The organism is Allobosea sp. LjRoot237, assembly GCF_964253285.1.
In the GTDB taxonomy this organism is placed as follows: domain Bacteria; phylum Pseudomonadota; class Alphaproteobacteria; order Rhizobiales; family Beijerinckiaceae; genus Allobosea.
In genome coordinates this window covers 4,079,059-4,097,248 of sequence record NZ_CAXUQP020000001.1, presented here as the reverse complement: position 1 = coordinate 4,097,248, position 18,190 = coordinate 4,079,059, and the positions used below count along the sequence as shown (strand labels likewise).

At 66.1% G+C, this 18,190-nt stretch carries 15 protein-coding genes; 7 read left to right on the top strand and 8 right to left on the bottom strand.

Annotated elements, in window-relative coordinates:
• Positions 1-5: 5 nt before the first annotated feature.
• From ACSQ24_RS19915 to ACSQ24_RS19905, 3 genes are all read right to left on the bottom strand, one after another.
• Entirely contained in the window at positions 6-914 is a 909-nt protein-coding gene (locus tag ACSQ24_RS19915; RefSeq protein ID WP_436096353.1) for a DUF937 domain-containing protein, read from the bottom strand.
• Positions 915-977: 63 nt separating this feature from the next.
• Positions 978-2,351, bottom strand: coding sequence for an MATE family efflux transporter (locus ACSQ24_RS19910; protein ID WP_436096352.1), 1,374 nt, complete (start codon positions 2,349-2,351; stop codon positions 978-980).
• Positions 2,348-4,213 (bottom strand): monovalent cation:proton antiporter-2 (CPA2) family protein, encoded by a 1,866-nt coding sequence (locus ACSQ24_RS19905; protein ID WP_436096351.1) that lies wholly within the window; start codon positions 4,211-4,213, stop codon positions 2,348-2,350. Before ACSQ24_RS19905 ends, ACSQ24_RS19910 begins: the two co-directional genes overlap by 4 nt.
• A 356-nt stretch (positions 4,214-4,569) precedes the next feature.
• Between ACSQ24_RS19905 and ispH the strand changes: the two genes are divergently transcribed.
• The 6 genes from ispH to ACSQ24_RS19875 all read left to right on the top strand — a co-directional run bounded on the left by ispH (position 4,570) and on the right by ACSQ24_RS19875 (position 10,655).
• Entirely contained in the window at positions 4,570-5,541 is a 972-nt protein-coding gene (ispH, locus tag ACSQ24_RS19900; protein ID WP_436096350.1) for a 4-hydroxy-3-methylbut-2-enyl diphosphate reductase, read from the top strand.
• A 15-nt stretch (positions 5,542-5,556) separates the two neighbouring features.
• Entirely contained in the window at positions 5,557-6,522 is a 966-nt protein-coding gene (locus tag ACSQ24_RS19895; protein WP_436096349.1) for a homoserine kinase, read from the top strand.
• Between the two features lie 217 nt (positions 6,523-6,739).
• Positions 6,740-7,186, top strand: coding sequence for a ribonuclease HI (rnhA, locus tag ACSQ24_RS19890; protein ID WP_436096348.1), 447 nt, complete (start codon positions 6,740-6,742; stop codon positions 7,184-7,186).
• Positions 7,187-7,438: 252 nt separating this feature from the next.
• Positions 7,439-8,419, top strand: a complete 981-nt coding sequence (locus ACSQ24_RS19885; RefSeq protein ID WP_436096347.1) for a Bug family tripartite tricarboxylate transporter substrate binding protein — start codon at positions 7,439-7,441, stop codon at positions 8,417-8,419.
• 50 nt (positions 8,420-8,469) lie between these two features.
• Positions 8,470-9,510, top strand: a complete 1,041-nt coding sequence (locus tag ACSQ24_RS19880) for a methyltransferase (protein ID WP_436096346.1) — start codon at positions 8,470-8,472, stop codon at positions 9,508-9,510.
• Positions 9,511-9,581: 71 nt separating this feature from the next.
• A complete protein-coding gene (locus tag ACSQ24_RS19875; protein ID WP_436096345.1) occupies positions 9,582-10,655 on the top strand; it encodes an alpha/beta fold hydrolase in 1,074 nt (357 codons plus the stop codon).
• A gap of 239 nt (positions 10,656-10,894) precedes the next feature.
• Here ACSQ24_RS19875 and ACSQ24_RS19870 read toward each other — a convergent pair whose 3' ends face one another.
• The 4 genes from ACSQ24_RS19870 to ACSQ24_RS19855 form a co-directional block, all read right to left on the bottom strand.
• A complete protein-coding gene (locus ACSQ24_RS19870) occupies positions 10,895-11,917 on the bottom strand; it encodes an LLM class flavin-dependent oxidoreductase (protein WP_436096344.1) in 1,023 nt (340 codons plus the stop codon).
• 187 nt (positions 11,918-12,104) lie between these two features.
• Positions 12,105-12,554: an N-acetyltransferase family protein gene (locus ACSQ24_RS19865; RefSeq protein WP_436096343.1), complete on the bottom strand. Its 450-nt coding sequence runs from the start codon at positions 12,552-12,554 to the stop codon at positions 12,105-12,107.
• Positions 12,555-12,874: 320 nt separating this feature from the next.
• Entirely contained in the window at positions 12,875-13,360 is a 486-nt protein-coding gene (locus ACSQ24_RS19860) for a peroxiredoxin (protein WP_436096342.1), read from the bottom strand.
• 80 nt (positions 13,361-13,440) lie between these two features.
• Positions 13,441-14,280, bottom strand: a complete 840-nt coding sequence (locus ACSQ24_RS19855; RefSeq protein WP_436096341.1) for a protein-disulfide reductase DsbD domain-containing protein — start codon at positions 14,278-14,280, stop codon at positions 13,441-13,443.
• Between the two features lie 197 nt (positions 14,281-14,477).
• Between ACSQ24_RS19855 and ACSQ24_RS19850 the strand changes: the two genes are divergently transcribed.
• Positions 14,478-15,107, top strand: a complete 630-nt coding sequence (locus tag ACSQ24_RS19850) for a YqgE/AlgH family protein (RefSeq protein WP_436096340.1) — start codon at positions 14,478-14,480, stop codon at positions 15,105-15,107.
• Between the two features lie 109 nt (positions 15,108-15,216).
• Here ACSQ24_RS19850 and ACSQ24_RS19845 read toward each other — a convergent pair whose 3' ends face one another.
• The gene (locus ACSQ24_RS19845; protein WP_436097931.1) at positions 15,217-18,069 is read right to left on the bottom strand and encodes an EAL domain-containing protein; all 2,853 of its coding nucleotides are present in this window, start codon (positions 18,067-18,069) and stop codon (positions 15,217-15,219) included.
• Positions 18,070-18,190 lie beyond the last annotated feature (121 nt).

Genomic DNA, 18,190 nt, shown 5'->3' with positions numbered 1-18,190 from the left:
TGGGCTCAGGCCTTGCGCTGGCCACCGCCGAGCATCGTCTCGAAGATCGAGCGCAGCGCGTCCTGCTGGTCGGTCTGGACCTTGCGGCCGTGCTCGAACATCTGGTTCAGCGCATCGAGCCCGATCGAGCCGGGGCTGGCTTCGCCGGTAGGCGGCGCATCCGGCTCAGGCTCAGGCTCGGGCGCCGGCCGGCGCGATTGCGGTGCCGGGCGCGGGCTGCTGTCGGGGGCCTGCCCCTGCGTGCCGCCGAACATGCCGCCGAGGATCTGGCCGAAGATGTTACCCATGTCGGCAGGCATACCCGGCATGGCGCCACCCCCGAAGGGTCCGCCGCCCTGCGCTTGGCCTGCCGGGGGCTTTTGCCCGCCGAACATGCCGCCGAGAATCGCTTCCAGCGGATTGGCGGGGTTTGCCTGCGGGGCCTGGGGTTGCTGCCCGGGCATCTGACCGCGCATCATCTCGGCGAACTGGCCGAGAATGCCGCCGAGGCCTTGGTTGTTTACCGATTTGAACAGCCCGCCCATCAGGATCGAGGCGATCACCGGCAGCATCTGCTTCAGGACCGCTTGGCCGACGCCGCTGGTCGCCGCGGCCTGGGCGGCAACGGCGTTGGCGACCTCCTTCGAGCCGAAGAGCTGGCTCATCACGTCCTGGCCCATCGGCATCGCCCGGTCGGGAATGCCGTCGCCGTCGCTGTCGTACATCTGCCCGAACGGCGTCGCCGTCATCATCTGGGCGAGGTTGCCGAAGGCATAGGGGTTCTGGGTCTGGCGCTGCAGCCCCATCGAGAAGGCGGGGAGCAGAGCGTCGAGCGCAGACTGGGTCTGCTGCATCGAGAGCCCGTATTGCCGGGCCAGGTTCTGCATGGCCTGGCCGTTCTGGGCCGATTGCATCATCTCGAAGAGGTTCATCATGGCGCACTCCCTCGCGGGACGAGCCCGCCAACTCACGGAATTGACGATAGCAGCCGGTCGCCGTCAGGCAAGCGACGGCCTCGCTGCCATCTGAGCCGAGCGTTCGAGCCGGGCGATGCCGCGATAGGCGGTGACCAGCGCGGCGATGCCGAACAGGACCGCGCCGAGCGCAGCCCCCGCGAGCGCGCCCTTGGGGCCGGCATATTGTGCGCCGAGCCAGGCGAGCGGCACGGTGCCGAGCGTGGCGCGGCCCCAGCTGAACAGGGTCGAGTAGAACGGCATGCCGAGATTGTTGAAGGCCGAGTTGGCGACGAAGAGCGCGCCGACGAACAGCCACATCGGCCCGGCGATCAGGCCGAAGAAGGCGACGAGCTCGGCAGTCTCGCCGCTGGTGCCGAATAGCGCGCTGATCTGGTGGCGCAGCAGTGCCAGCAGCAGGCCGGCGACCGCGACATAGGCCGCAGCGAAGCTGACGGAATCGGTCAGCGCCTGGCGCATGCGGTCATAGCGCTGTGCACCCCAGTTCTGCGCCAGGATCGGCCCGACCGCGCCGGACAGCGCGAACAGCACGCCGAAGGCGACGGGCACCAGCCGGTCGATGATCGCGCTCGCCGCGATGACCTGATCGCCGAAGCGGGCGATGATGCCGAAGAAGCAGGCATTGGCGATCGGGTTGGCGAGATTGGTCATGATCGCCGGAGCAGCGATCGCGAAGGTCGGCCTTGCGTCGCGGCGCAGCGCCGCCAGCGTCGGGCGCGCGATCATCCGGTGGACGCGAAGCGCGCCGTGGAAGCCGACGGCGAGGAAGACGACGCGCGAGAACACGGTCGCCCAGGCGGCGCCATCCGGGCCGAGCCCGAGGCCGAAGATCAGCAGCGGATCGAGCGCCGCCGTGACGATGCCGCCGGCCAGGGTGACATACATCGCCCGCCTGGCGTCGCCGACGGCGCGCAGGACGCCGGACAGGCCCATGCCGAGCGCCATCAGCGCATTCGAGGGCAGGGTGATCCACAGGAAGGAGGTCGCGACGGCGAGCGACTCGCCATGCGCGCCGAGCTTGGGCAGCAGCCAGGGCAACAGCGGCAGCATGACGACGCTGAGCGCCAGCCCGGCCATCGCCATCACCGTGAGTGTCGAGCCGGCGATGCGGCGCGCGCCCTCGCGGTCGCCGGCCCCGAGCGCCCGCGCCGTCAGCGCCGTCACCGCGATCATCAGCCCGACATTGAAGGAGATCATCAGGTAGAGCACGATGGTCGCGTAGCCGACGCCCGCCGTCGCCTCGGGCCGGCCGAGGCGCGAGACGTAGAGCAGCGACAGGAAGTCGACGACGAAGATCGCGATCAGCCCGACCGAGGCGGTCGCCGTCATCACCGCGACATGTCGGAGCGTCGAGCCGCTGACGAAGACGGCCTGCGAGGGCAGCGTGGGAGCGTTCACTCGGCCGGTTCCCCGACCCCGCCGACCGCAATCTCGGCGCCGCCATCCTCGATGACGTCCTGCGTCTCCTTGGTGAGCGCCTTCGACTTGCCCTTCGGTGCGATGATGGGCTCGGGCGTGACGCGCGGCACCTTCTCGATGCCGGCGGCGACGCCCTCGCTGAACTGGATCTCCATGCGCTGGGCGTCGCGGTCACGCACATGCTCGATCACGAAGCTCGCTTCCCCATAGCTCAGGCCGAGCGCTTCCAAGGTCACCCGGCCGAAGCCGAGCGCCGATTCGAAGGTCTCGCGCATCTGATAGTCGACATCGAGGCGCATCAGATCCATCGCGTGGACGCGGTCATAGGCGCGGGCATGAATGCGCACAGCCGGGAATTCGACCTTGGCCATCTCGACAATGCGCAGCGCCGCCTGCCGATCGTCGATGCAGATGCACACGACCTTCGCCTTGCCGGCGCCGGCGGCGCGCAGCACGTCGAGCCTGGTGCCGTCGCCATAATAGATCTTGAAGCCGAACTTGGCGGCCGAGCGGATGCGCTCGATGTCGGAATCGATGATGGTGACATCGAGATGCTGCAGCAGCAGCGCCTGCGTCACAACCTGGCCGAAGCGGCCGAAGCCGATGACCAGCACCGAGGGCGTCACGCCGTCGAAGGTCTCCTCGATCTCCTCGGGCGGCGGTGCGTTGGCAGCGAGCCAGAGGTCGATCAGCTTGGCGGCGATCGGACCGATCAGCATGCTGAGCGCGGCGATTGCCGTCGCCAGCGCGCCCTGCTTCTCGTCGAGCAGGCCGAGCGAGGCGGCGAGCGGCAGCAGCACGAAGGCGAACTCGCCGGCGGGAGAGAGCAGGGCGCCGGCGCGGATCGCCTCGCTTGTCGAGGAGCAGGAGGCGCGCAGGATCGCCGCTGCGGCCGCGATCTTGAACAGCACCAAAAGCGGCGCCGCCAGCGCCAGCAGCAGCGCGTTTTCGGCGACGAGCTTCAGGTCGATCGACATGCCGACCGCCATGAAGAACAGGCCGAGCAGCACGCCGCGGAAGGGCTCGATATCGGCCTCGAGCTCGTGCCGGAAATGCGAATCCGCCAGCAGCACGCCGGCGAGGAAGGCCCCCATCGCCATGGAGAGCCCGACCTGTTCCATCAGCAGGGCGGCGCCGAGCACGACGAGCAGCGCGGCTGCGGTCATCACCTCCTTGGCGCCGGCCTTGGCCAGCAGGCGGAAGAACGGGTTCAGCGCATAGCGGCCGGCGAGCACCACTACCGCGATGGCGAGCAGGGCGAGGCCAAGCCCCGTCAGCGCCTTGGTCGAGCCGCCGCCATGGGCGGCGCCGGTCGTCGCCAGCAGCGGCAGGAGGGCCAGCGCCGGAGCGATCGAGATGTCCTGGAACAGCAGGATCGAGAAGGTGCGCCTGCCATAGGGCTCGGCGCCGTCACCGCGTTCCTCCAGCAATTGCAGGGCGATCGAGGTCGCCGACAATGCGAGAGCGAGCCCGATCGCGATCGCACCGCCCATCGCGACGCCGAACTGCCAGGCGGCCGCGCCGATTACGACGGCGCTCAGAACCATCTGGGTCAGGCCGGCGCCGAGGATGTCCTTGCGCATCGAATAAAGCCGCGCCGGCTGCAATTCGAGCCCGACCAGGAAGAGCAGCAGCACGACGCCGATCTCGGCCGTGCCGCGGATCGCATCCGGGTCCTTGATCACGGCGAGCGCCGAGGGCCCGATCGCAATGCCGGCGGCGAGATAGCCCAGCACCGCCGACAGTCCGAAGCGGCGGAACAGGGGCACCGCCACGACCGCCCCCGCACAGAAGGTCAGGATCGGCGGCAGATAGCTGGCATGCGAGGCGGCGTCGGCCATGCGGGAACTCGTGCTGGAGCGAAGGCAGGCCGCGCGAAGGCAATGGCCGATCGTGCGCAATGTAGGGCTTGCCGCGGCATCCTGCGAGAGGGCGCTCGAGGGGTATGCCATGTGCTTCGCGACAGCCGCTACACTAATCCCTTCCCCCCGCTTGCGGTGGGGAAGGGTTAGGGATGGGGGGCGGGAAAGCAGGATACTGGACTTTTCCGGTTCGGCGCCGAGCGGCACTGCCCCCCACCCAACCCTCCCCACCGCAAGCGGGGGGAGGGCTTGTCCCTCGCTGCGGCGCCAGGCTTTCTTGACATCGAAGCCGCCAGACCGAAAGAAGGCGCGATCTCCTTGGAACCAGCGCTCCAGTGACCGCCAAGCCGCCGCTCGACATTCTGCTCTGCGCCCCGCGCGGCTTCTGCGCCGGCGTGGTCAGGGCGATCGACGCCGTCGAGAAGGCGCTGGCTCTGCATGGCGCGCCGGTCTTCGTGCGCCACGAGATCGTGCACAACAAATACGTGGTCGAGTCGCTGAAGCGGAAGGGCGCTGTCTTCGTCGCCGAGCTTTCCGAGGTGCCGGATGCGACGCGGCCGGTGATCTTCTCCGCCCATGGCGTGCCGAAATCGGTGCCGGCCGAGGCGCAGGCCCGCCAGTTCTTCGCCATCGACGCGACCTGCCCGCTGGTCACCAAGGTGCACCGCGAGGCCGAGGTCCATCGCAAGCGCGGCCGGCACATCCTGCTGGTCGGCCATGCCGGCCACCCCGAGGTGATCGGCACGATGGGGCAACTGCCCGAAGGCGCGATCACGCTGATCGAGACGCTCGACGATGTCGCGACACTCGCGCCGCCCGAGGGCAAGGAACTGGCCTACGTCACCCAGACCACGCTCTCGGTCGACGACACCCGCGAGATCGTGCAGGCGCTGCAGGCGCGCTTTCCCGCGCTGATCGCCCCGCACAAGGAAGACATCTGCTACGCCACCACCAACCGTCAGGAGGCGGTCAAGCGCGTGGCGCCGCTGGTCGACGGTTTGATCGTGGTCGGCTCGCCCAATTCCTCGAACTCGCAGCGCCTGCGCGAGGTCGCCGAGCGGGCCGGCTGCCCGGTGTCGCGCCTCGTCCTGCGCACCGACGAGATCGACTGGGCGCTCTTCGGCGATATCCGTCGCCTCGGCATCACCGCCGGCGCCAGCGCGCCCGAGGTGCTGGTCGAGGAGATCATCGACGCCTTCGCCGAGCGCTACGAGGTCACGGTCGAGACGGTCTCGACCGCCGATGAGAGCGTCTTCTTCCCGCTGCCGCGCGAGCTGCGCGAGCCGACCCCGACCGCAGCCGAGTGAGCGTCAGAGTTTAGCGTGGCCGTTTATACCGAAGTACCCGATGACGAGATGGCTGCCTTCGTGGCGAGCTATGGCATCGGCGACCTGCTCGCGGTGAAGGGCATCGCCGAGGGCGTCTCCAACTCCAATTTCCTGCTCCATACCAGCAAGGCCTTCTATATCCTGACGCTGTACGAGGAGCGGGTCGATCTCGCCGACCTGCCCTTCTTCATCGGCCTGATGGAGCATCTGGCGGCGCGCGGGCTGATCTGTCCGCAGCCCGTCAAGGCACTGAACGGCTCGGCGGTTGGTCGCCTCGCCGGCCGTCCCGCCGCGATCGTGACCTTCCTGGACGGGCTCTCGGTGCGGCGTCCGAACGCGACGCACTGCGCCGAACTCGGCCGCGGTCTGGCGTTGTTGCATCAGGCCGGTGCCGATTTCCCGATGGAACGGGCCAACTCGCTGTCGGTCCCCGATTGGCGGCCGCTGGCCGAACGCGCCGGGGCTGCCGCCGACAGCGTCTCGCCCGGTCTCGCCAACCGCATCATAGCCGAGGTCGACATCCATGAGCGATCATGGCCGCAGGATTTGCCGCGCGGCGTGATCCACGCCGATCTCTTCCCGAACAATGTCTTCTTCATCAAGGACAGGCTTTCGGGGCTGATCGACTTCTATTTCGCCTGCACCGACGCCTTCGCCTACGATCTCGCCATCTGCCTGAACTCATGGTGCTTCGAAGCCGATGCCTCGTTCAACCTGACCAAGGGCCAGGCGATGCTGGCCGGCTATGAGAGCGTGCGCCGGCTCGAGGATGCCGAGGTCGCCGCGCTGCCGGCGCTCTGCCGCGGCTCGGCGCTGCGCTTCCTGCTGACGCGGCTGGTCGACTGGCTGAACGTCCCGCCGGGCGCGTTCGTCAAGCCGCTCGACCCTCTCGAATACGACCGCAAGCTCGCCTTCCACCAGCGCGTCTCGGACGCGCGCGAATATGGATTGAGGCGATGATAGTCGTTTGGCTGCAAGACAAGGCGCGGGGAACCCCTCTCCCGTGTGGGAGAGGGGCAGGGGTGAGGGCTCGCCGGTGCAATCTGAGGCGCGTGCGAGCCGCTCTCAAGGTTGGGGGAGGGGACCGAGTTTCGATGTTTGCGCGCAGGCCCTCACCCCTGCCCCTCTCCCATCCGGGAGAGGGGTTCCTCGCGCCCTTGCTTGCCGGGCAAGCGTCATGAGCGACCCCGTCGAAGTGTGGACGGATGGCGCCTGCTCGGGCAATCCCGGACCCGGCGGCTGGGGTGCGATCCTCAGCTACAAGGGCAAGGAGCGCGAGCTCTCCGGCGGCGAGGCGATGACCACCAACAACCGCATGGAACTGATGGGCGCGATTTCGGCGCTGGAGACGCTGACCCGGCCCTGCACGGTCGCGCTCCACACCGACAGCCAGTATCTGCGCCAGGGCATCACCAGCTGGATCCATGGCTGGAAGAAGAACGGCTGGAAGACCGCCGATCGCAAGCCGGTCAAGAACGAGGAGCTCTGGAAGCGCCTCGACGCGGCATTGAAGCAGCACAAGATCGAGTGGAAATGGGTCAGAGGCCATGCCGGCGACGAGATGAACGAGCGCGCCGACGCGCTGGCGCGGGCAGGGATGGCGCCGTTCAAGCCGGGACGGTGAGCGGCGGCGGACTGCTATCTCAACGGCAGCTGTGGGTGGAGAGCAGAAGTTCGTCACACGAGCTAAGCACGCCCCGATTGCGCAGGAGCAGAAGCTGGGCTGCCGTCCGAAAGCGGACATGGGCGCCCGAACCGCTCTCCCGAATTCCGGGACATATTGCGTGGACGGGCGGGACATCTGCCTCATGACAAATTGTTGGTCCGAATTCAAAGTCCGGAGGCATGGCTAAATCCCCGTTAGCAAGGAGTTCCGATGCCTCCTCCACTGGTTAAATCGATCATCGTTCTCGCCGCGATGGGACTGACCGTTGCGCAAACGAGGAACGGGGTATCGCAAGAGAGCTATCCGAACCGGGCCATCTGGATGATTGTTCCGCTGCCCGCAGGGGGCGCTCCTGACGCTGTGACACGCGCCATCGCGAGCAAGCTCGCAGCGAAATGGAGCCAGCCCGTACAGATTGAAAATCGGCCGGGCTTCGTCCTGAACATTGGCGCCGAAGCAGTCGCGAAAGCTCTACCCGACGGCTACACGTTCTTGTCGACACCACCTGGACCGCTGGTCACCAATCAGTTTCTGCAATCGAACCTGAACTATGACGCTCGCGCATTCGTTCCCGTCACGGTGATTGTGACATTTCCTTTCATTCTCCTCACTCACGCCCGGTCACCGTTCGCGACTCTGGAAGAGCTGATCGCCTTTGCCAAAGCCAATCCGGGAAAGCTCAATTTTGCGTCCCCGGGGATTGGCAGCCCTCCCCATCTCGCCGGAGAGATGCTGAAGGCAAAAGCCGGCATTCAGCTGAGCCACGTTCCCTACAAGGGCCTCGAACCGGCGCTCGCAGACCTGCTGGGAGGGCACGTTGATTTGATGTTTCATGTGGCCAACGACACATTGGAGCATATTCAATCGGGAAAACTGAAGGCGCTTGGCGTCGGCGCCGAGAATCGTATTCCCGAACTCCAAAACGCGCCGGCGATTGCCGAACTTCTCCCCGGCTTCGTCGCGACGACATGGATCGCTGTCGTCGCACCACCGAAGACTCCGCCAGCCATCGTCGAAAAGATGTCGCAAGCAATTGGCGAAGCGGTTCGGTCACCCGATGTCGCCGACCGATTCCGGGCCGGAGGCATGACGCCGGTCGGGGCTACGCCGGAGGAGACAGCCACATTCTTGCGGCAAGAAACTGACCGATGGCGGGAGGTAATCGTCAACGCGGGGATCAAGCCGCAGTGACGCCGGCCGCCGGGTTCGCGTCATGCTTCGTAACGACTGGGAACGCCGCAGTGTCCGAACACATCAAAGAGCAGGATCGGGCAGGCGACGCTGCGCAGCTTGTCAATCTGATCAACTGCGCCGTCCTCTCGCAGGCGGCCTGTGTCGCCGCCGAGCTTGGAATCCCGGATCTGCTGGCCCAGAGCCCGAAAACGCTGGACGAGTTGGCGCAGGCCACATCATCGCACGGGCCGTCATTGAGGCGCCTGCTTCGGGCGCTGGCGACGCTCGATCTATGCAGGGAACGCGAAGACGGCGCCTTTGCCCTTGGCAGCCTGGGAACGATACTCTGTACGGAAGCGCCGTCCTCCCTGCGCTCCTGGACCATTCTTTGTGGGCGCCACCTGTGGCCGCTCTACGCACATCTGCTGCGCAGCGTCCGCGCCGGCACCAGGACTCGTTCCCGCATTTCCACGAGGCAGGTTTTCAGGCGATTGGAGCACGACGCCGATGCTTCACAGGTCTTCAATCGTGCAATGGCCGAACTGAGCCGCCTGGTCGCGGCCGATCTCGTACGACTGCATGACTTTTCTGGGAAACGTCTGATCGTAGACGTTGGTGGCGGTCATGGGGATTTGTTGACGTCAATCCTGCAGGTCCATCCAGACGCCCGCGGCGTATTGCTAGACCTGCCTCACGCAATCCCTGGTGCGGTCGAACGAATAGACAGGCTTGGCCTCGGAGGGCGCTGCCGGGCGCTTTCGGGCGACTTCTTCCAGTCAGTCGCGCCCGATGGCGATGCGTATCTCCTGAAAACCATCCTGCACGACTGGAGCGACAAAGACTGCATTTCCCTCCTGCGAAACTGCCGCAAAGCCGTAAAGCCAGATGGATCGCTTCTTGTCGTCGAGCGGGTCATGCCCGATCATATGCAGCCCTGCGCGCAGCATCGGTCAGTCGCCAGAATGGACCTTACAATGATGTTGGGCTTTGGCGGCCACGAGCGCACGGAAGCGGAATTTCGGGCGCTGCTTGAACATGCCGGTTTCACACTGGTCAAGATCAGCCCGACCGCGTTTGAATTTTGCGTGCTCGAAGCAAGGCCGCTCTGATTCCAAGCAGCAGGCGCGGGTTTATTTATCTTCGGGCGATGGCTACAGTTGTTTAGAGCAATTGTGGTTCCATGCCCGTTCCGAACCAGCAGATCCAGTTCTGCACCAGCCGTGACGGCACGCGTATCGCATTTGCGCGATGCGGCACCGGTCCACCGCTGCTGTGGATCGGTCACTGGATTCGTCATCTTGAACTCGACTGGGAAAGCCCGGTTTGGCGGCCGTGGCTGACCTTGCTGGCGCGTCGCCACACCTTGATCCGATACGACTGGCGTGGTTGCGGGCTCTCTGACCGGGACGACGTTGAGTTTTCGTTGGAAAAACACACCGAGGATCTCGAGGCGGTCGTTCGCGCCGCAGGGTTGGATCGCTTTGTCCTGTTCGCCTGTGCAGGCGGTGCGACCATGAGCTTGCGGTTTGTCGCAAGGCATCCGGATCGGGTCAGTCGACTGATCCTGTATGGCCCGCAGACGCGAGGGGCCATTGCGCGTGGGATGAACCCGGAGACGGCGCTCGAGGCTCATGTGCACTTCAAAATGGTCGAACTTGGATGGCACGACGACAGGCCGGCTTATCGCCAGTTCTTGACCATGCTGCACATGCCGGATGCGGATCCGGATCTATTGCGCAAACACGACGACCTGCTTCGCCTGACGACATCGCTGTCCAATACGGCAGCATTGCTTCAGGCATTCTTTGAAGCTGACGTTCTGGACGACATCCCAAAAATTCGTTGTCCGACCCTGGTCCTCCATGCCCGGGGGGATGCCATCATCCCATTCGATGAGGGGCGCCGCGTTGCTTCGCTGATTTCAGGCGCTGAGTTTGTACCGTTGGAGAGCCGAAATCACTTGCTGCTGGAGAACGAGCCCGCCTGGCATCACTTTGTTACTGCCATCAGCTCGTTCCTTCCCGGCAGGGGCCTTGAAGGCAAGAGTTTTGATGATTTGACCGCCCGCGAGCGCGACATCGTCGAGCTGATCGCGCAAGGCCTGGACAATAGGGACATCGCGGCACGCCTGAAAATCACTGATAAGACGGTGCGGAATCACATGTCGGCAATTTTTGGCAAACTGGCCGTCGACTCTCGGGCGCAAGCGATTCTGCAAAGTCGCGCAGCCGGGTTCGGTTCCAGGATGGTCTAAGTTGTCAGGCGCGACGAGCCCAGCTCGACGATGACAGAGGTGCTGACGCCTATGCGGCGTTGCCGGTTAGGTCCGGTGCTCGCCGCGTGGCTTTGACCGCTGCCGGGAAGCAGACATTCGGAACGCCGGATAAGAGCCCGTTTCGATCGCAATGCGAGCACGCCGCAAATGTCTGGCAAGGGTCGGAAGCGGAACGATCAGACCGGTATCCCGTTCTCCGACGCCGAAGCGCTGCCCCCTCAGCGCCAGCCCAGCCCCGGCGCGACATGCTTCAGGATCGCCTCGATGACATGGGCGTTGTAGTCGACGCCCAATTGGTTCGGCACCGTCAGCAGCAGCGTGTCCGCCTCAGCGATCGCCTCGTCTTTTGCCAGTTCATCGATGAGCCTGTCGGGTTCGGCCGCATAGCTGCGTCCGAAGATCGCGCGCGTGCTGTCGTCGATGTAGCCGATCGAATCGTCGCCCTGATTGCCATGGCCGAAATAGGCGCGGTCGCGGTCGTCGACCAAGGCGAAGATGCTGCGGCTGACCGAGACGCGCGGCTCGCGCCCATGGCCGGCCTCCTTCCAGGCCTGCCTGTAGAGGCGGATCTGCCTGGCCTGCTGGATGTGGAAGGGCTCGCCGCTCTCGTCGGTCTTCAGCGTCGAGCTCTGCAGGTTCATGCCTGACTTCGCCGCCCAGATGGCTGTGGCGTCGGAAGAGGCACCCCACCAGATGCGTTCGCGCAAGCCCTCCGAATGCGGCTCCAGCCGCAGCAGGCCGGGCGGATTTGGAAACATCGGGCGCGGATTGGGGCGCGCGAAGCCCTCGCCGCGCAGCACGTCGAGGAAGACCTCGGTATGGCGGCGCGCCATATCGGCATCGCTCTGCCCCTCGGCCGGCTGGTAGCCGAAATGGCGCCAGCCATCGATGACCTGCTCGGGCGAACCGCGGCTGATGCCGAGTTGCAGGCGCCCGCGGGCGATCAGATCGGCCGAACCTGCGTCTTCCGCCATATAGAGCGGGTTCTCATAGCGCATGTCGATCACGGCGGTGCCGATCTCGATGCGGCTGGTCCTGGCGCCGACCGCCGCCAGCAGCGGGAAGGGCGAGGCGAGCTGGCGGGCGAAGTGGTGCACCCTGAAATAGGCGCCGTCGGCGCCGAGTTCCTCGGCCGCAACCGCAAGCTCGATCGACTGCAGCAGCGTATCGCCCGCCGAGCGCGTCTGCGACTGCGGCGAGGGCGACCAGTGCCCGAAGGAGAGGAAGCCGATTGTCTTCATGGTGCAGCGCCTGTGAATGACCGCGAGCGCGGATCTGCTCGGCCAAAGGAAAACGCCCGGGCGGCCGATGCCGCCGGGCGTAAGTGTCCCTCATATAGGCGGCATTCGCGGCCTCGCCCGGGCTTTCGTGCAGGGATGCCAATGTCGCGATGCAAGCTCGGCGGCAGCAGCGCGGTGGTGCGCCAGCTCAGCCCAGCGGCTGGCGATAGACGATGAAGCCCGATTTCTGCGCGACCTTGTCGTAGAGTTCCTGCGCCTGCAGGTTGCTCTCATGCGTCTGCCAGTAGACGCGGAAGAGGCCCTTTGCCTCGGCCATCTGCCTGACGGCCTCGATCAGCTTGCGGCCGACGCCGTGGCCGCGTGCCTCCTCGCTGGTGAAGAGATCCTGCAGGTAGCAGATGTCGTTCTGACTCCAGGTCGTGCGGTGCAGCAGGTAGTTGACGATGCCGAGCGCCTTGCCGTCGCGCTCGGCGATGAAGCCGCCCATCGGCTCCTGGCCGTTCGTCAATCGCGTGAAGGTGGTGTCCGTCGTCTCCGGCGTCAGCGACGACTTGTAGAAGGTGATGTAGCCCAGCCAGAGTGGCTCCCAGGCGGCGCGGTCGCTCGCGACGAGCGGACGAATGCTGATCTCTGACATGGGCTTGGCGTCTCCTCGATTTATCGGGAGGCTAGCGGTGGTCTTCGGCGCTGTCTCATGACAAGCGCAGATCAGATCGATCGGATTCGCTGCTGGAAATATCGCGACCGCCATGCTCGGGCGTTCTTCCCTTCTCCCCTTGCGGGAGAAGGTGGCTCGGCGAAGCCGAGACGGATGAGGGGTCGCGCAGGTCTTGAAAGGTCTGAGAAGGCGGCTCCGGACCAGCGATCAGCGTCGTGAGACCCCTCACCCTAGCCCTCTCCCGCAGGGGGAGAGGGAACAGGTCCCGCCCGATAACGACCGGGTAGAAACTGTGCAGCTCAGAGCTGGTTCAGCAGCGCCTCGGCGCCGGAGACATCCGCCTTGCCCGGCGCGTCCTCGACATTGAGCGCGGTGACGACGCCGTCCTCGACGACCATCGAATAGCGCTGCGAGCGGGTGCCGAGCCCGAAGCCCGAGCCGTCCATCGACAGGCCGATCTCCTTGGCGAAATCGGCATTGCCGTCGGAGAGGAAGGTGATCACGCCGACGCCGCCGGTCGCCTTCGACCAGGCGTCCATCACGAAGACGTCGTTGACGCCGGTGACGAAAATCTCCTCGACGCCCTTGGCCTTGATCTCGGCCGCCTTGTTCACATAGCCGGGCAGATGGTTCTTGTGGCAGGTCGGGGTGAAGGCGCCCGGCACGGCGAAGAGCACGATCTTGCGGCCCTTGAACAGGTCGTCCGTGGTCTTGGCGGCCGGCCCGTCGGCCGTCATCACGCGAAACGTCGCCTGCGGAAGCTTGTCACCGACCTTGATCGCCATGTCTGTTCTCCTGCTTGCGCGTTTCCGTTCGACCGCGGTCGGTCGACACGCTCGCGGCATCGCGCCGCCCGGCGGCAGGGTTACGGCTTCGCGGTGCCGATGTCGAGTTCGAGCCGCGTCTCGACCGCCTGCGGTTTTCCGCGCACGGTGATGATCAGCGGCGTCGGGCCGGTCGCGCCCTTGGGACGCTCGACGATCTTGAGCTTCGCGGCGACTGTGCCGTCGGGCTGCGGCATCAGCATCGGCCGGCCGAAGGACCACATCCCGGCGCCCTCGACGAAGACGTCCTCCACCGAACCGCCCTCGGGCGCCTTCAGCAGCAGCTTCACGGCTGCGTCGCTATGCGTGACCTCGAGGATCGAGAGCCGGTCGCTGGCCGCGCCTGGCTTGATCGCGTGTGGGATCTCCGCCTCGAACTGCTCGAGCCGCGGCGAGGCCACCGAGGTGACACCCGGCTCGAGCCACAGGCGCGCCTCGCCCTTCGCAGGTACGCAGATCTTGTCGCAAACCGCATAGTCGAGCTTCAGCACCACGGTGACCGGACGCGCCGGGTCGATCGGCTGGACCGAGACCGGCACCACCACCTGGCCGACATAGCCGATGCCGGAACCGGCGCCGTCCTCGAAGCGCTCGGGTGTCGGCCAGCGCACATCGAGCCCGCCGACATTCTCCGATCCGCTCCAGTCGAAGACCGGCGGTACGCCGGCATCGCCGGGGCTGCGCCAATAGGTCTTGAAGCCAGGCGACATCGTGATCTCGACGCCGATGCGCTGCTTGCCCGACGGCGCGGTCGCGCCGGCGATCAGGCGCACCGAGGAATACGCGGCCTTCGACCACGGCGAAACCGCGGCTTCCTGGGCGGAAGCCGGCGTGCCGAGCGCCAGCGCGGCCAGGAGAGTGAGGGCTGTGACCGTTTTCACGCGTTTGATTTAAGCGATCCAGTCCAGTTTTGCGAGGAGGATACCGATGCTGTGATCCCGTATCGGGACAGGTTCAAGCATCGCCAGTTTTGTGCCAGCATTGCGGCGGGCACAGAACGGGCATTTCGGGGCACGTTCGCGCTACAGGAAGCCCGGGGATCACTATCGAGCCAAAGTGGCTCCCACATCAGCCCAACATGCTTTACCATAGCGGCATGAATCTCGGCTCGAACCAGCGCGTCAGCGGACGCAGCTATCTCGACGGGCAATGCCTGATCGCCATGCCGGGCATGAGCGACCCGCGCTTCGCCCGCAGCGTCGTCTATCTCTGCGCCCATTCCGAGGATGGCGCGATGGGCATCATCGTCAACAAGCCCGCGGCCGATACGCGCTTTCCCGAGCTGCTCGTCCAGCTCGACGTGATCCCGTCCGGCCAGGCGATTCGCCTGCCGAGCCAGGCCGAGAAGGTCAAGGTCCTGCGCGGCGGGCCGGTCGAGACCAAGCGGGGCTTCGTCCTGCACAGCGCCGACTTCTTTCTGGAATCGGCGACGCTGCCGATCGATGACGGCATCTGCCTGACCGCGACGCTCGATATCCTGCGCGCCATCGCCGTCGGCACCGGGCCGGAGAGCGCGGTGCTGGCGCTCGGCTATGCCGGCTGGGGAGCGGGCCAGCTCGAATCCGAAATCCAGTCCAATGGCTGGCTGCATTGCGAGGCTGATGCCGCGCTGCTGTTCGACGACGCGCTCGATACCAAATACACCCGCGCGCTCGGCAAGCTCGGCATCGACCCGGCCTTCCTGTCGAAGGACGCCGGACACGCCTGACACGCGTCATGCTCGGGCTTGACCCGAGCATCTCAGGCCGGAAGAGGCGCCCGACAGAGCTTTCTCGTCATGAGATTCTCGGGTCAAGCCCGAGAATGACGCCTTCCGCTCAAGCCGCCTCGAAGGTCGAGCTCGACGCGCCCACCAGTCGCCGCGCCTCCGCCGCCGTCATCGGCTGGCCGAAGGTGTAGCCCTGCGCGTACTGGCAGCCGAGCTGATAGAGCTCAATCGCGTCCGATTCGGTCTCGGCTCCTTCGGCGACGACGTCCATCTGCAGGTCGCCGGCGAGCTGGACGATCGAGCGCAGGATCACCGGCGGCTTGCCGTTGCCCATCTGGCGCACGAAGCTCTGGTCGATCTTGATGGTGTCGAACGGGAAGCGCTGCAGATAGGACAGCGAGGAATAGCCGGTGCCGAAATCGTCGAGCGAGAGCCCTGCGCCGAGGTCGCGGATGCGCGAGAGCATCTGCGCCGCATATTCCGGGTTCTCCATCACCAGGCTCTCGGTGATCTCGAGCTTGAGCGTGCCGGGCAGCACGCGCCGGCGCGCCAGCACGGCTTTCACGTCCCGCAAGAGGTCATGGCGCAACAGCTGGCGGCTGGAGACGTTGACGCTGGCGAAGATCGGCGGCTCGACCTCGAGCGCCGCCTGCCAGGCGGCGAGTTCGCGCGCGGTGCGGTCCATCACATAGACGCCGAGATCGACGATCAGCCCGCTCTCCTCGGCGATGGCGAGGAAGTCCTGCGGCAGCAGCCGGCCCTCGCGCGGATGATCCCAGCGCATCAGCGCCTCGAAGCCGGCGATGGTCCGGTCCTCCAGCCTGACGATCGGCTGGTACATCACCTGGATCTCGCCACGCTCGATCGCCCGGCGCAGGTCGCTTTCGAGCGCGAGGCGGTCGTTGCGGTCGCTGCGCATCGCCGGCACGAAGACCTCGACCAGATTGCCGCCCTGGTTCTTGGCATGTGCCATGGCGAGCTCGGCGTTCTTGAGCGCGTCGTCCTTGCGCGCCGTCGGCGTGCCGTCGAAGAGCGCGAGCCCGATCGACGGCGTCAGCACGATCTCGCGCTCGGCGAAGGTGATCGGCGTCGAGACGGCGCGGCGGATCAGCTCGGCCAGGGCCAGCACCCGCTCGGGATCGCTCTCCGAGACGATGATCATCGCGAAGATGTCACCGCCGATCCGCGCCAGCGTGTCCTGCGTCCTGAGCAGCCGGCCGAGGCGGCGCGCCAGCGTCAGCAGGATCGAATCGCCGGCCGAGAAGCCGACCGATTCATTGACCTGCTTGAAGCGGTCGATGTCGATCACGATCACGGTCGGGCGGATGGCGTCGTCGGCACGGCTGAAGCCGAACACCGCGGTAAGCCGATCCTGGAACAGCTCGCGATTGGGCAGGCCGGTCAGGTTGTCGTGCACGGCGTCGTGCAGCATGCGCTCCTGCGCCGTGCGCTGCTCGGTTACATCGGCGAGCGTGCCGATGACGCGGATGACCTCGCCGTCCGAGCCGATGACCGGCCGGGCCTTCAGGCTGAACCAGTGATAGGCGCCGCTCGCCGCGCGCAGGCGGAAATCGAGCTGCAGCTTGCCGCGGCGCTGCTCGATCACCGCGTCGAGCGAGACCCGGTAACGGTCGCGATCGGCGACGTGCATGTGTTCGAGCCAGCGCGCGGCCGAGCCTTCGAGCGCGCCTTTGGACAGGCCGAGCAATATCTCGGTCTGCGGCGAAATGAAGATCTTGTCGGCGGAGACGTCCCAATCGAAGACGAGATCGCCGGAGCCCGAGAGCGCGAGGGCCTGCCGCTCGGTGTCGGAGACCAGCCCCTGGGCCAGCGCGCCGCCGGCGAAGGCGTGCTGCACCACCGTGAAGCCGATCAGCAGGACGATCAGGACGAGGCCGCCGATCAGTGCCGGCGGTACGAGATCGCGCGTGACCTGGCCGACGACGGTGAAGCCCGCTGCCGTCACCCAGACGAGCAGCAGGAACCAGGTCGGGATCAGCATCACCGCCCGCTCATAGCCATGAGTGGCGAGGTGCAGGATCAGCACGAAGCCGATGGCAGCGACGGCCGCGATCGAGATGCGGGCGATGCCGGATGCCATCGGCGCGTCGAAGACCGCAAGGCCGACCAGCCCGGCCAGACCGAGGATCCAGAGGAAGGTGATGTGGCTGTAGCGCACATGCCAGCGCGACAGGTTGAGATAGGCGAAGAGGAAAACGAGCAGCGTCGCCGCCAGCACCACCTCTGCGCCGGCCCGATAGATTCGCTCGATCGCCGGGGTCAGCGGGAAGATGCGCTGGAAGAACCCGAAATCGAGCCCGGCATAGGCCAGAACCGCCCAGGCCAGCGCCGCTGCGGCCGGGAAGATCACTGCGCCCTTGACCACGAAGATGATGGTCAGGAACAGCGCGAGAAGGCCGGTGATGCCGATGATGATGCCCTTGTAGAGCGTCAGCCCGTTGGTCTTCTGGCGATAGGCCTCCGGCTCGAACAGATAGAGCTGCGGCAGGTTGGGCGATTTCAGCTCCGCCACGAAGGTGACGGTGGTGCCGGGATCGAGCGTGATCTGGAAGATGTCGGCGTCAGGCGCCTCTTCGCGCTCGGGCCTGAGGCCCTGGCTCGCGGTGATCGCCTCGATCCGGCGGTCGCCGAGATCGGGCCAGACGACGCCGGAGCCGATCAGGCGGTGGAAGGGCGCGACCAGCAGCCGATCGATCTGCTCGTCGGAATCATTGGTCAGCGCGAAGACAATCCAGTCCGGCCGTGCCCCGGATTCGCGCGCCCTGACGGCGATGCGCCTGACGATGCCGTCGGCGCCCGGCGCCGTCGAGATCTGGATGACGTCGCCGTCGGATTTGTTGCGCTCGACCACATCCGTCAGGTCGAGCACCGGCACGTCGAGCGGCACGCGCTGCGCTTCGACCGCCAGCACCGGGCGCGGCAGCGTGAGCAGCACCAGCATCAGGAAACCGAAAACGGCGATGCCGGACCGGAAAAAGCGATATGGCGATGACAAGGTGGACTCTGCGGCGGGCTCTTCAGGCGTAATGGTCAGTGGTATCGGCGCGACGTGGCGAGGGCAA